General features: G+C 61.4%; 12 protein-coding genes and 1 riboswitch. Of the genes, 2 read left to right on the top strand and 10 right to left on the bottom strand.

Annotation, left to right across the window (positions count from 1 at the left end; all coding sequences use genetic code 11):
• Window positions 1-4: 4 nt before the first annotated feature.
• The 4 genes from HJB89_RS14045 to epmA form a co-directional block, all read right to left on the bottom strand.
• Window positions 5-1,186: an acyl-CoA dehydrogenase family protein gene (locus HJB89_RS14045; RefSeq protein WP_221140100.1), complete on the bottom strand. Its 1,182-nt coding sequence runs from the start codon at window positions 1,184-1,186 to the stop codon at window positions 5-7.
• A complete protein-coding gene (locus tag HJB89_RS14040) occupies window positions 1,186-1,437 on the bottom strand; it encodes an acyl carrier protein (protein WP_209880691.1) in 252 nt (83 codons plus the stop codon). Before HJB89_RS14040 ends, HJB89_RS14045 begins: the two co-directional genes overlap by 1 nt.
• A 262-nt stretch (window positions 1,438-1,699) precedes the next feature.
• Window positions 1,700-2,752 (bottom strand): lysine-2,3-aminomutase-like protein, encoded by a 1,053-nt coding sequence (locus HJB89_RS14035; RefSeq protein ID WP_221131636.1) that lies wholly within the window; start codon window positions 2,750-2,752, stop codon window positions 1,700-1,702.
• Window positions 2,749-3,810 carry an EF-P lysine aminoacylase EpmA gene (epmA, locus tag HJB89_RS14030; RefSeq protein ID WP_207582209.1) on the bottom strand — a complete coding sequence of 354 codons (1,062 nt, stop codon included), beginning with the start codon at window positions 3,808-3,810 and terminating at the stop codon, window positions 2,749-2,751. Before epmA ends, HJB89_RS14035 begins: the two co-directional genes overlap by 4 nt.
• Window positions 3,811-3,958: 148 nt before the next feature.
• On the opposite strand from epmA, the gene efp reads away from it, so the two are divergent.
• On the top strand, window positions 3,959-4,528 hold the full coding sequence (gene efp, locus HJB89_RS14025) for an elongation factor P (RefSeq protein ID WP_207582210.1): 570 nt from the start codon (window positions 3,959-3,961) through the stop codon (window positions 4,526-4,528).
• Between the two features lie 70 nt (window positions 4,529-4,598).
• Here the strand turns inward: efp and HJB89_RS14020 are convergent, their stop codons facing one another.
• From HJB89_RS14020 to metA, 6 genes are all read right to left on the bottom strand, one after another.
• A complete protein-coding gene (locus HJB89_RS14020) occupies window positions 4,599-5,327 on the bottom strand; it encodes an SIS domain-containing protein (RefSeq protein WP_207582211.1) in 729 nt (242 codons plus the stop codon).
• Between the two features lie 16 nt (window positions 5,328-5,343).
• Window positions 5,344-6,495: an N-acetylglucosamine-6-phosphate deacetylase gene (gene nagA / locus HJB89_RS14015; protein ID WP_207582212.1), complete on the bottom strand. Its 1,152-nt coding sequence runs from the start codon at window positions 6,493-6,495 to the stop codon at window positions 5,344-5,346.
• Entirely contained in the window at window positions 6,495-7,526 is a 1,032-nt protein-coding gene (locus HJB89_RS14010) for an SIS domain-containing protein (protein ID WP_207582213.1), read from the bottom strand. Before HJB89_RS14010 ends, nagA begins: the two co-directional genes overlap by 1 nt.
• Complete coding sequence (locus HJB89_RS14005; protein WP_207582214.1) at window positions 7,523-8,296, bottom strand: GntR family transcriptional regulator; 774 nt, start codon at window positions 8,294-8,296, stop codon at window positions 7,523-7,525. The genes HJB89_RS14010 and HJB89_RS14005 overlap by 4 nt, the downstream gene beginning before the upstream one ends.
• Before the next feature lie 249 nt (window positions 8,297-8,545).
• Window positions 8,546-9,568: an aldose epimerase family protein gene (locus tag HJB89_RS14000; RefSeq protein WP_221150086.1), complete on the bottom strand. Its 1,023-nt coding sequence runs from the start codon at window positions 9,566-9,568 to the stop codon at window positions 8,546-8,548.
• Window positions 9,569-9,730: 162 nt separating this feature from the next.
• The gene (metA, locus tag HJB89_RS13995; protein WP_207582216.1) at window positions 9,731-10,654 is read right to left on the bottom strand and encodes a homoserine O-succinyltransferase; all 924 of its coding nucleotides are present in this window, start codon (window positions 10,652-10,654) and stop codon (window positions 9,731-9,733) included.
• 50 nt (window positions 10,655-10,704) lie between these two features.
• Window positions 10,705-10,782, bottom strand: a riboswitch (SAM riboswitch).
• 154 nt (window positions 10,783-10,936) lie between these two features.
• On the opposite strand from metA, the gene HJB89_RS13990 reads away from it, so the two are divergent.
• Entirely contained in the window at window positions 10,937-12,799 is a 1,863-nt protein-coding gene (locus tag HJB89_RS13990) for an ABC transporter ATP-binding protein/permease (protein ID WP_207582217.1), read from the top strand.
• The last annotated feature ends 16 nt before the right edge of the window (window positions 12,800-12,815 follow it).

Raw genomic sequence — 12,815 nt, 5'->3', positions numbered from 1 at the left:
ACTGTCACCCCAGTAGGCTAGTGTCCTGCTTATGGACAAGAAGCATGCTCGACGTATTGCCGAGGATGCGGTCGTTCGAAATCATCAGCTGTGCGGAGTGCGCGTCGCGCAGATGGCGTCCAAGGCTGAAGGGCGTGCCATTCTTGTAGCCCATGATGCCGCAGATCAGCATGGCGTGGTTGACGATCTCCAGGATCGTCTCGGACGAGGCGATCTTGACGTTGTTCATCGCCACCGCAAATCCCATCGAAGACAGCCGGTCGACATCGACCTTGGCATCCTCATAGGCCTTGAGGCCGGCAACCACATTGGATTTCACCATCTGCAGCAGGTTCGAAACCTCGGCCAGGCGCAGCGCGCCCGGCGGCTGCGCATCCGGCGCCTTGCGGGCGGCAGCGCGCACGAAAGCCTGGGCGCGGACGACGGCGTCGACCGCGATGCCGTACCAGACGCCGCTCCACAACAGATGCGAGGAGGCGAGCATGGATTGCGCGGCGATCTCCGCGAAAGGCTTCGGCAGGATCTGATGCGCCGACGCTTGCCCCTTGAAGAGGAATCCGTCGGAGCAGGTGCCGCGCATGCCGAGCGTATTCCAGACATGCGTTTTCTCGAGCGTGTACTGGTCCTTGAGGAAGGCCGTCAGCACCTGATCGGAGGAAGCCGCCTGCGCATGGGCACGCGAGGTGATGAGAATGGCGTCGGCATGTGAACCGTAGGAAATGACGGTCGCATCCTTTTCGAGGCGGCAGGTGTCACCATCGACCTCGACCGCGCAAATGCTGTTGCGAAGGTTTCCGCCGATACCACCTTCGGTGGTGGCCGATGCGATCAGCAACTGCTCGGCGGCAATGCGGCGCATGAAGCCGCGGTGCCATTCGCTGTCGGCGCCGTGTTCAACGAGACTCGACAGCTTGATGTGATGCATGGCGAAGACCATGGCGCTTGCCGCACAGGCTTGGCCGAGCATCGAGCACAATTCGGCGATCTCGGTGATCGAGGCGGATTCGCCGCCGAATTGGCGCGGCACCTGGATGCCGAGCAGCCTTTCGGCCTTCATCGCATCCACGGCTTCGCTAGGGAAGCGGGCTTCGACGTCGACCGCATCGGCGTGTTTCGCTGCGATTTCGGCGACGCGTGCGACCCGAGCGACAAGACCGTCCTGCATGATCTTGACGGGGAAGTTCATCAGGCGACCTTCCGGCTGTCCCGGATGAGATCGACGGTCCTGGCGATGGCCGAGATGCTCGCGAAGGATTTGCGGTTCAGGAGATTGTCGGGAAATTCGATGTCGAACGCCTCTTCGATGCCGAGCATCAGCTGCACCGAAGCAAAGGATGTCAGACCGGCCGCATAAAGATCGGCATCGTCGGCGACCTGGTCGATCGACGCAGGAAGTTTGCCGTATTTGGCTACGAGGTCGCGGATTGTCTTATGCATCCCATCACTCCAAGATTCTCATGATCCCGAACCGGCGTTCATCGCCTTGTCATGAGCGTTCTTTTAGTGCGGAAAACAGAAAATTCCGCTAATTTATTGGGTTAAATTTGATTAGCGCTCACAGTTAGAATTTTAGCGACCATTTCGATGCAAGCGGCAATAATAGTTTTATATCAGTCGTTTAAACTCGTTTCGAGCGCGACGGACGCCGCAGTTTGGAGCGCAGCGAGTACAGAAATGACACGAAAAGCACCCGTTTGCGTCAATCCGCGGGCGGATAGGAATGTTCGCCGCCGCGATAATCCGAGACGGAATAACACCCGTCACCGCTAGCCCGGATGGCGCTTCCACTAACAACGGCCTTGCCGTGACCACCCGGTATATCGAGGATGTAGGCCGGCTGGCAGAGACCGGAAATCTGCCCACGCAACGCGGCGACGATCCTCTGTCCCTCTTCGATCGTCACTCTGAAATGGCCGGTGCCGGGCGCCAGATCAAGATGATGCAGGTAATAGGGTTTGACGCGGATTTCGACGAAGGCCTTCATCAGCGCCGCAAGCACGTCGGGATCGTCGTTGACGCCCTTGAGCAGCACCGACTGGCTGACCATGGCGATACCGGCATCGACGAGGCGGGCGCAGGCAGCACGCGCTTCCGCCGTCAGTTCTCTGACATGGTTGGCATGCAGCGCCACATAGACCGTTTTGCCGCTCGCCTTCAGCGCGGCGATCATTGCCGCATCGATCTTCCCGGGATCGACAACAGGAACACGAGTGTGGAATCGCACGATCTTCACATGGGCGATCCCGGCAAGCGCCTCCATGATGTCATGGAGGCGGCGTGGAGAAAGCACCAGCGGATCGCCACCGGTGAGGATGACCTCCCAAATCTCCTCGTGATCTCTGATGTAATCGAAGGCTGCCCGCATCGCCGCCGCATCGAGCGTGCCGAGGCCCTGCGGCCCGACCATTTCGCGCCGGAAGCAGAAGCGGCAATAAACCGGGCAGACATGCACGGCCTTGAGCAACACACGATCGGGATAGCGGTGAACGATGCCTTCGACGGGGCTATGGGCATGATCGCCGATCGGATCGGCGCGTTCTTCTCGGGCGATCGTGAGTTCGGCTATGTCAGGCACGAATTGCCGTGCGATCGGATCATCAGGATCGGTGAGGTCGATGAGCTCGCTGATCACAGGTGTCAGCGCGATCGCGTAACGCGCCGCAACCTGCTCGAGCGTTGCGCGATCGGCGGGCGCGACCAGCCCTGCCATCACCAGATCGTCGACGCTTTTGAGCGGTTTGACGGCATTCATCTTCCGTACTCCGCAACCGGCGCCCAGAGCACCTGATCGATGCGCGATGCTCCCGTCGCCAGCATCACCAGCCGGTCGAAGCCGAGCGCGATGCCGCTTGCCTCACGCATCAGCGAAACTGCGGCAAGGAAGTCCTCGTCAATCGGATAGGTTTCGTCGTAGACACGCGCCTTCTCGGCCATTTCGATCTCGAACCGCCGGCGCTGTTCGGCAGCATTGGTGAGCTCGCCGAAGCCGTTCGCAAGCTCGACGCCGCAGGCGTAGAGTTCGAACCGCTCGGCAACCCTGGGATCGCGTGGCGAGGGACGCGCAAGTGCAGCCTCCGAGATCGGATATTCGTCGAGGATGGTGATGCGGCCGAAGCCGAGATGCGGCTCGATCTTTTCGACCAGCACCCGGCTGAACAGATCGGCCCAGCCATCGTCATCGGCAACACGCATGCCGGCGCGCTTCATCTCTGCCGCCAGATGATCGCGATCGGTCGACCCGTCGGCGGCGACCGAGGCGAGAAGATCGATGCCGGCATGACGCTCGAATGCTTCGGCAACGCCAATCCGCTCCGGACCGGCGAAGGGATCGCTTTCGCCACCGCGATAGGCAAGTTTTTCAGTCTTTACCGTTTCGGCCGCGAGCGCCAGGATCCGCACACAATCCATCATCAGGCTCTCGTAGCTTTCGCCGGCCCGATACCATTCAAGCATGGTGAATTCAGGATGGTGCAGCGGCCCGCGCTCGCGATTGCGATAGACATGGGCAAAACACGAGATGCGCTCCTCACCCGCCGCAAGCAACTTCTTGCAGGCGAATTCCGGCGAGGTGTGCAGATAGAATGGCGCCTTTTGCCCGTCCGTCGTCAGTGCTTCGGTGGCGAAGGCATGCAGATGCGCCTCGTTGCCCGGGGAGATCTGCAGCACCGCCGTATCCACCTCGATGAAATCCTCGCGCGCGAAAAACCCGCGCAACGCCGCCTGGATCGCATTGCGCCCGATCAGGAACGGACGGCGATCGGCGTGTACGGACGGGTTCCACCAGGGGGACACTTTCGCCGAAGAGTTCATTCCAAGCTTTCTTCGCCGGAGAAGCCGGTATGGGGATGGCTATTTCCCGGATTTTAGGTTAGTTGCGCCCCCAAAGAAAAATATTTGCGTCTTCGAGGCGTCTCGGCAGTTCTCTACGACGCCGAAAGCCGAGTTACAAGGAAGTCTTATGGTCAAGGTCATCGCCTCTTCGGTCCGCAAGGGCAACGTTCTCGACGTCGACGGCAAGCTTTACGTCGTTCTCACCGCTCAGAACTTTCATCCGGGCAAGGGTACGCCGGTCACCCAGGTCGACATGCGCCGCATCGTTGACGGCGTGAAGGTTGCTGAGCGTTGGCGCACCACCGAACAGGTCGAGCGCGCCTTCGTCGAGGACGTGTCCTTCCAGTACCTCTATCAAGACGGCGAAGGCTTCCACTTCATGAACCCGAGCAACTACGATCAGGTCGTGGTTGATGTCGACACTATGGGCGATCAGAAGGTCTATCTGCAGGAAGGCATGTCCTGCATCCTCTCGATCTATGAAGGCCTTCCGCTGGCACTCGAGCTGCCTCGCCACGTCACGCTTGAGATCACCGAGACGGAACCGGTCGTCAAGGGCCAGACGGCATCGTCCTCCTACAAGCCGGCCATCCTGTCGAACGGCGTGCGCGCCATGGTGCCGCCGCACATCAATGCCGGCACTCGCGTCGTCATCGCGACGGAAGACAATTCCTACGTCGAACGCGCCAAGGACTGATCCCTGGTTCATTCCATACAAAAGGCCGGTTCCGACCGGCCTTTTTTGTGTCCGCCGCCAACAATGCTGATCAGAGATGCGGGTTGCGCGGCCGGTATTTCTGGACAAGCTTCTGGTTGATCTCGGCTGCACCCGGCATGTTGGCGCTGAGATAAACCGGCGCATCGCCGGATTTCGAAAGCTCGGAGGCGACCTCGGCGAAGATCGCATTGATGACCGTCACCCCGACCGCCGTCGAGACCGGCCCGACCCGAAGCCCCGTGCCTTCGAGGTCGAGAACGGCGTCACCCGGTGGCAGCCCATTGTCGAGCACCACATCGGCCGCGTCGGCGAGCCGCCGGCGGCCATTGGCGATCGCTGAGGAATAGGCGATCGAAGTGATGGCAATCACCTTTGCGCCGATTTCTCGCGCGTAGTCGGCGGCTTCGATCGGCGCGGCATTGACGCCCGAATTGGAGGCGATGATGATGACATCGCCCGGCTGCATGCCGTAACGCTCCAACATGGGCCGAACCAGGCCCTGCGTGCGTTCATAGACCGAACTGATGACCGCACCCTCATGCAGCATCGCCGAGCCGACGAGCACCGGCACGGTGAAGGCGAGCCCGCCGGCACGATAGTGCACCTCTTCCGCCAGCATATGCGAATGGCCAGTGCCGAAGACATAGACGCGCTTGTCGCCGTGGGCAGCATCGAGGATAACCGCCGCCGCCTGCGCCATCGGCTCGGCAAGCGTCTGCTTCAATTCTTCCAGCCGGCCGATCAGGTTGGAGAAATAGGCATCCGTGATGTCAGTCATCCCACTTCTCCTTGAGTCAAGCCGCTTCGCCGCTGAGCCAGGTGGCGGTGACCGAGAGCGCATCGGTGAGATGCACGAGATCGGCGCGCGCGCCTGGTGCGAGATGGCCGCGATCGCCCAGTCTGAGAAAGCGGGCGGGATAAAGCGTTGCCATGCGCAAAGCCTCGGCCAGCGTCAGATCGAGATAGGTGACGCCGTAGCGAATCGTCGAGATCATGTCGACGTCGGAACCGGCCAGCGTGCCGTCGGATAGTACCAGCTTCGAGCAGAACCCGCCCCGTTCGCGCCGGACGGCGCGCCCGTTCAGCGTGAACGAATCCTTCTCCGACCCGACGAGCGACATCGCATCGGTGACGAAAAACAGTCTGCCTTCGCCGCGTTTGGCACGCAGCGCCGTGCGCAAAGCCTTCGGATCGACATGGTGACCATCGGCAATGACGCCGCACCAGATCGAGGGATGATCGATCGCCGCGCCGACGAGACCGGGGGTACGGTGTCCGAGCTGGCTCATGGCGTTGAAGAGGTGCGTGACGCCGCGCGCTCCGGCATCGAAACGTTGTTCCGCTGCCTCGCTCGAACAATCGGAATGACCGATACTGACGGTGACGCCGGCTTCGGCAAGCTCACGCACCTGGGCAACCGTCACCTGCTCGGCAGCCATGGTGACGAGCAGCGTGCCGATCGCCTCGCGTGCCCGGATGAAGGCCTTGACGTCTCGATCCTCGACCGGCCGCATCAGTTCGGCCAGATGCGCACCCTTGCGCGCAGGCGCCAGATGCGGGCCTTCGAGATGCAAGCCGGCGACGCCACGGTTCGCCTTCACCGCCTCCTTGGCGGCCTCGATTGCGGCAATGGATGCCTCGGACGTGTCGGTGATCAGCGTCGGCAAGAGCGATGTCGTGCCATAGGGCCGGTGTCCAGCAGCGATGATCTCCATCGAGGTGACGGAAGGCTCGTCGTTCAGCATCCGCCCGGCGCCGCCATTGACCTGCGCATCGATGAAGCCGGCCGACAGAACCCCGCCGGCAAGCGTCACCGTCTCGCCGTCCGGCAGATCGTTTCCAGCAGCGATCGCCTCGACGCGGCCGTCGGCAACGATGAGTGCTTTCTCGTCATGGAAGCGCTCGCCATCGAAGATGCGGGCGCCGATGAAGATCTTGCGGACCATCAGACCGTCTCCGTCACCTTGAGCAGGTTCGCCGGCTTGTCGGGATCGAAGCCCTTGCGGCGCGTCACCGACTCGATCAGCCGGTAATAGACGAGCAGCGACACCAGCGGATCGATAAGGCCATTGCCCGTCGTCGGCACGCGCAGATTGACCCCGGAAAGCGGCTGCGTGGAGAAACCGACGGTGGTGGCGCCGAGCTTCTGCAGGCGCTCCAGCGCTTGAACGTTGTTGACGAAGGCCGCATCGTCGGGCGCAAAGGCGATGATCGGAAAGCCCGGCTGCACCAGGCGCATCGGGCCGTGCATCAGTTCCGCCAGCGAGAAGGCCTCGGCATGCAGGCCGGAGGTTTCCTTGGCCTTCAGCGCCGCTTCGAGCCCGATTGCAAAGGCCGGGCCGCGGCCGGCCATATAGAGCGAGGTCGCATTGAAAAGCACCTCCTCGGCTGCCGCCGTGTCGATCCCGGCGGTTGCCGAAAGCGCCTCCGGCAGCCTGCCAAGCGCAGCCTGTAGGTCGGACGCGCCGCCGACCGCAACGGTCACGCCGGCAAGGGCGGCGACGGAAGCGATAAAGGATTTGGTCGCCGCGACGCTCTTTTCCGCGCCGGCATTAAGCCCGAGAACGATATCGGCTTGCTTGGCAAGCGGACTGTCGGCGACGTTGACAACGGCAATCGTCGTCGCCCCGCCCCTTTTGGCCGCATCCTGCAATGCGATGATGTCGGGGCTTGCACCCGACTGCGAGACGGTGAAATGCACACCCCCCTTCAGATGCAGCGCGGCACCGTAGACCGAAGCGATCGACGGGCCGACCGAGGCGACCGGGACGCCGCAGGTGATCTCGAAGAGGTATTTGAAGAAGGTGGCGGCATGGTCCGAGGAGCCACGCGCCGCCGTCGTTACCACGCTCGGGCGGGAGGACGAAAACAGCCGGGCGATCTCGGCAAAGGCCGGCTTTTCCTTTTCGAGAAGCGTGGCCACCACCTCTGGGGATTGGCCGGCTTCCTGCAGCATCAACGACTGGTTCTCATTCATAGGTCATCTCCGATTCTCAATTCGGCAACGAAATCATAGGCATCGCCGCGATAGTGCGAGCGGGTGTACTCAACGACGCGCTGGTCTTCCAGGCGCGAGACGCGTTCGATCAGCAGCGCCGGCGCGCCTGATTTGACGTTCAGGATCGCCGCTGAGGACGGATCGAGCGTAACTGCGGTCAGCCGCTGCAGCGCACGTACGGGCTTGTGACCGTTGGCCGCCAGCGCATCATAGAGCGACCCCTCGCCGCCGGGATCGCCGCCTAAGAATTTGATCGGCACCACGGCGCGTTCGATCGCAAGCGGCAGGCCGTCGGCGAGACGCAGCCGGTCAAGCCTCAACACCGGCTCGTCGCCGCCAAGGCCCAGCAGGAAGGATTCCTCCGGCGACGGCGTATTGACCGCCCGCGACAAGATCCGCGCGGCTGGCAGACGCCCACGCGAACGCATGTCGGCGGAGAAGGAGGAAAGCCGCCAGAGCGACTGCTCCATACGCTCCACTCTGCTCGATACGAAGGTACCGCTTCCGTGGCGCGATTCCAGTGCACCTGAAGCCATCAGATCGCGATAGGCGGTGCGCACGGTGACACGGCCGAGCTTCAAGGCCTCGGCAAGGTCGCGCTCCCCTGGCAGCGCCGTGCCAGGCTTCAGCAGGCCTTCCTGAATAAGGCCGGTCAGCGCCTGCGCCAGCCGCTTATAGAGCGGGCCGGACAACGCCTCGTCACGCAGGCCGCGGTTGTTCAGTTCCGCTATCAGACTGGTTCTATCCATAAGCATACAATAGAACCTATCTAGAACCAATCCACAAGGCGGAATCGCACCCGGCCAAGAAAAAACCTCCCCGGAGACCGGAGAGGTTCATAGCGCTGATGCATGTCGCCCAGAAGGGCGCAGCGATTCCGGGATAACGACATGCATAAAAACAAAGGACTAAAGCGCGTCGCATGAATCAAATTTGATGCGACGCGCTTTAGAATTTGACAACCGTGCGTCCATAGAGCCGTGCGTCTGAAAAAGACGTCAGCTCTTGGTGAAGATATAGTCCGTCTCCTGGCGCAACACTTCGCCGGGGCGCAGCACCGCATTCGGGAAACCTTGGTGATTGACGGCATCCGGCCAGACCTGCGTCTCCAGGCAGAAGCCAGCAAACGGGCCGTACTTGCGCCCGCCGATGCCGGGAGCGCCGGTATCCAGTTTGAAACCGGCATAGAACTGCACGCCCGGCTCGGTGCTGCGCACTTCCAGCGACACACCGGAATACAGGCTGCGGGCAAGCGCGACGCTGCGCTTGGCGGTGCGCTCGCCGGACAGGCAAAAATTATGGTCGTACAAGGCCTGTTCGCTGCCGACGAAACGCTTCATCGGCGCCATCTCGCGGAAATCGAATTCCGTGCCCTCGACGGAACGGATCTCGCCGGTCGGCACCTGTTTCTCGTCGGTCGGCAGATAGTGGTCGGCAGCGATCATGATGTCGTGGCCAAGCGCATCTTCACGGCCGTCGAGATTGAAATAGGCGTGCTGGCAGACATTGGCGAGCGTCGGCTGGTCGCTGGTCGATTCATAGATCACCGACAGTTCGCCGTTGCCGTGCACCCAGAAGGTTGCCTGGATGGTGCAATTGCCGGGATAGCCGGCGCGGCCATCGGGATCGACAATCTTCAGCACCACCCGGTCGACCTCATGCTCGACGACCGTCCAGTTGCGTTTGGCGATATTGTCGCTGCCGCCATGCAGATGGGTGACGCCATTTTCGTTCAGCTCGAGCTGGCAGTCCTTGCCGTCGAGCGTGAAGGCGCCGCCACCGACACGGTTGGCGCAGCGGCCCGGCGTCGCGCCAAAATAGGCCGAATGGAGCGGGTAGCTGTCAAAATCGTCGAAACCGAGCTGCAGTGGGGCCTCATGTCCGTTAAGACGCAGATCCTGGATGACCGCGCCCCAGGTGATGATCTTGGCCGTCAGCCCGCCGCCCTTGATCTCGACGCGATAGACGGTCTCGCCTGCCTTCGTCTGCCCGAAAACTTCCCGCTCCAACTTATCCGACATGATCGACCGTCCATTCTCATTCAAAGTTTTTCAGCGTTGTGCGTCACAAAGACCCACAACGCTTTCGGTTTCAGGAGCGGAACCTGCCCGCATTTGCTCCAAACCGCAACCGGTCGGATCAGAAGAAACGCCCCGGCATCGGCCGAGGCGCAGTCCGACGCTTCAGAGGTCCGTGCCGATCTCCTCCACATCAAAGGGGGTCGTCTGGTAGATCTCGTTGATCCAGTTGCCGAACAGGAGATGCGCATGGCTGCGCCAGCGGTTCTGCGGCGTCAGCGCCGGATCATTATGCGGGAAGTAGTTGTGCGGCATCTTGATCGGCACGCCGGCGTTGACGTCGCGGAAATACTCGTCGGAAAGCGATGTGGAATCATATTCGACATGATTGAACATGTAGAGCCGCCGCCCCCTCCTTTCGTGCACGAGGCAGACACCCATCTCGCCTGATTCCATCAGGATCTCCAGGCTTTCGGATGGCTCGATATCGGCGCGGCGCACCTCGGTCCAACGCGACACTGGCACCTCGAAATTGTCGGAAAAGCCGTTGAGATAGATGGAGGATGGCTTCAGGTTCCGGTGGCGGTAGATGCCGAAGGCCTTTTCTTTCAACTCGTATTTCGGAACACCGTGGAAATGATAGATCGCCGCCATCGCGCCCCAGCAGACGTTCATCGTCGAATGCACGTTCGTTTCCGTCCAGTCGAGAATCTGCTGCATTTCCGGCCAATAGGTGACGTCTTCATAGGGCAAAAGCTCGATCGGCGCCCCGGTGATGATGAAACCGTCGAACTTGCGGTGCTTCACTTCCTCCCAGGTCTGGTAGAAGGCGAGCAGATGATCTTCGGACGTGTTCTTCGCCTTGTGGCCGCCGATGCGGATCAGCGACAGCTCGACCTGCAGTGGCGAGGCGCCGACGAGTCGGGCCATCTGTAGTTCGGTCTTGATCTTGTTCGGCATAAGGTTGAGCAGCCCGATCTGCAGCGGTCGGATATCCTGACGGATCGCCAACGTCTCGGTCATCACCCGCACACCCTCTTGAACCAGGGTTTCGAAGGCGGGCAGCGTATCGGGGATCTTGATGGGCATTGCGGTCACTCGATCAAAAAAACAAAAAACCGGCGGCGAAAAAAATCGCTACCGGTCCGCACGCGGCCCTTTAGCGACTTTTTTAACGTGGCTGCAAGCCGGCCGGCCAAATCACCACGGAGCTTTAATTAGCCCCAGTCGGACCGCGAATCAACTGCCGAATGCACGCAGGAGCGATGCATGCAAGCATCATCACAGTTTAATGACTGATAGAATCTGTTGATAGACCGGTAACGCCACCATGTTAATAATGGTAAGCATGGGCGATGTTGGAAAAGCGTAATGGCAGATAAGATCGAGGGGAGGCCGGGCATCCGAAGGCACGACAGGGTGGGGTATGATCTCAGCCTGACGAATCGCCTCGGGGTTATGTTCTCCGCATTCTGGAATTCGCAAGTGCGTGGCAAGGTGCTGTTTCTGGCGACCGTGCTGATCCTCGTCATCCTGTTGACGTCCTACGGCCAGGTCATCCTCAATCAGTGGAATGCTCCCTTCTACGACTCGCTGGAGCGCCGCGATCTCGGTGAATTCTTCCACCAGCTCGAAATCTTCGCGATGATCGCCGGCACGCTGCTGCTGCTCAACGTGCTGCAGGCATGGCTGAATCAGATGACCGCGCTCTATATGCGCGAGGGCCTGTCGCGCGACCTCGTCGATCAGTGGCTGAAGCGCAAGCGGGCACTGCGGCTTGCTTCGAGCGGTCTGATCGGCGTCAATCCGGACCAGCGCCTGCATGAGGATTCCCGCAACCTCGCCGAAAGCACGACAGGGCTCGTTCTCGGCCTGCTGCAGTCGACCATTCTTCTGGTGAGCTTCATCGGCGTGCTCTGGGAGCTTTCCAGCGGCTTCATCTTCCACATCAGCGGCCACAGCTTCTCCATTCCCGGCTACATGGTCTGGGCGGCGATTTTCTACGCCGCCTCCGCCTCGGTGCTGAGCCAGGTCGTCGGCCGCAAACTGGTCAAGCTGAATGCCGACCGCTTCTCGAAGGAGGCCGAGCTTCGCTTCACGTTGATGCACGCCAACGAGAACATGCCGGCGATCACCGTCGCCCGCGGCGAGGAGAATGAGCGCCGGCGCATCAACACCGACATCAGCTCGGTACTGAGGGTCGTCAAGCGGCTCGCCATGGCCAATACCAACCTCACCTGGGTTTCGGCCGGCTACGGCTGGCTGGTGATCGTCATCCCGATCATCGTCGCCGCCCCCGCCTATTTCTCCGGCGGCCTCACCCTCGGCCAGCTGATGATGTCGGTCGGCGCCTTCAATCAGGTCAACACGGCGCTGCGCTGGTATGTCGCCAACTTTGGCCCGATCGCCGAATGGCGCGCGACACTGATGCGCGTCACCGATTTCCGCCAGGCGCTGCTCGACATGGAGGAGGAATTCGCCCAGAAGGACGGCATCGCCTATGAAAACACTGCGCCCGACACGCTGACGTTGAAGGATGTGGTGATCGTTGCCAAGATCGGTGAAGAGATCGACGAATGCGGCGGTTTCCGCCTGCGTGAAACCGATGTCGTGATCAAGGCCGGCGAAAAAATCATGATCAACGGCGATCACAGCGTCAACCGCAAGCTACTCTTCCAGGCGATGGCCGGCCTCTGGCCGTGCGGCAGCGGCACGATGGGCCTGCCGCCGATCGACGACATGCTGTTCGTCCCGCAGATCGCTTATGTTCCCGGCGGCACGCTGCGCGAGGCGCTGGCCTTTCCCGCAAGTCCTGATGCCTACGAGCGAGCCGCTGTCGAGACGGCCCTCGACAGAGCCGGCCTGCATTCGCTGATCGCAAGGCTCGATACCCGCGCCCGTTGGGACAAGCTGCTCGACAGCGATGAACAGAAGGCGATCGGCTTTGCCCGTCTGCTTCTTGTGCGCCCGCGCTGGATCATCTTCGACGAAGTGCTGGAAGGCATGGAGCCGGAATGGCAGGAGATGATGGCCAAACTGCTGACCTCCATGCCGGAAAGCGGCATGATTTACATCGGCCGCTCCGAGGCCTATCTCGAGGCGCTCAAGCCGCGCGTACTGCATCTGCAGGCGCTGCCGGCAAGATCTGAGGAACCGCAGCAGCAACAGCAAGTCGCTCAGACCGGCACCAGCGCCAGTACAGGCGCTGCCGCCATGCCCGCGCCGGCGCTGTAGAGCGCCGTGCGTCCGA

It is taken from the genome of Rhizobium sp. NZLR8, from assembly GCF_019685025.1.
Taxonomy (GTDB): Bacteria; Pseudomonadota; Alphaproteobacteria; order Rhizobiales; family Rhizobiaceae; genus Rhizobium.
The sequence above is the reverse complement of the archived record's forward strand: the minus strand, read 5'-3'. Positions and strand labels throughout refer to the sequence as shown.

What these genes read in the sequence shown, in the direction of transcription:
- HJB89_RS14045 (WP_221140100.1), bottom strand. Translation starts at nt 1,186, where the DNA reads ATGAACTTCCCCGTCAAGATCATGCAGGACGGTCTTGTCGCTCGGGTC.
- HJB89_RS14040 (WP_209880691.1), bottom strand. Translation starts at nt 1,437, where the DNA reads ATGCATAAGACAATCCGCGACCTCGTAGCCAAATACGGCAAACTTCCT.
- HJB89_RS14035 (WP_221131636.1), bottom strand. Translation starts at nt 2,752, where the DNA reads ATGAATGCCGTCAAACCGCTCAAAAGCGTCGACGATCTGGTGATGGCA.
- epmA (WP_207582209.1), bottom strand. Translation starts at nt 3,810, where the DNA reads ATGAACTCTTCGGCGAAAGTGTCCCCCTGGTGGAACCCGTCCGTACAC.
- efp (WP_207582210.1), top strand. Translation starts at nt 3,959, where the DNA reads ATGGTCAAGGTCATCGCCTCTTCGGTCCGCAAGGGCAACGTTCTCGAC.
- HJB89_RS14020 (WP_207582211.1), bottom strand. Translation starts at nt 5,327, where the DNA reads ATGACTGACATCACGGATGCCTATTTCTCCAACCTGATCGGCCGGCTG.
- nagA (WP_207582212.1), bottom strand. Translation starts at nt 6,495, where the DNA reads ATGGTCCGCAAGATCTTCATCGGCGCCCGCATCTTCGATGGCGAGCGC.
- HJB89_RS14010 (WP_207582213.1), bottom strand. Translation starts at nt 7,526, where the DNA reads ATGAATGAGAACCAGTCGTTGATGCTGCAGGAAGCCGGCCAATCCCCA.
- HJB89_RS14005 (WP_207582214.1), bottom strand. Translation starts at nt 8,296, where the DNA reads ATGGATAGAACCAGTCTGATAGCGGAACTGAACAACCGCGGCCTGCGT.
- HJB89_RS14000 (WP_221150086.1), bottom strand. Translation starts at nt 9,568, where the DNA reads ATGTCGGATAAGTTGGAGCGGGAAGTTTTCGGGCAGACGAAGGCAGGC.
- metA (WP_207582216.1), bottom strand. Translation starts at nt 10,654, where the DNA reads ATGCCCATCAAGATCCCCGATACGCTGCCCGCCTTCGAAACCCTGGTT.
- HJB89_RS13990 (WP_207582217.1), top strand. Translation starts at nt 10,937, where the DNA reads ATGGCAGATAAGATCGAGGGGAGGCCGGGCATCCGAAGGCACGACAGG.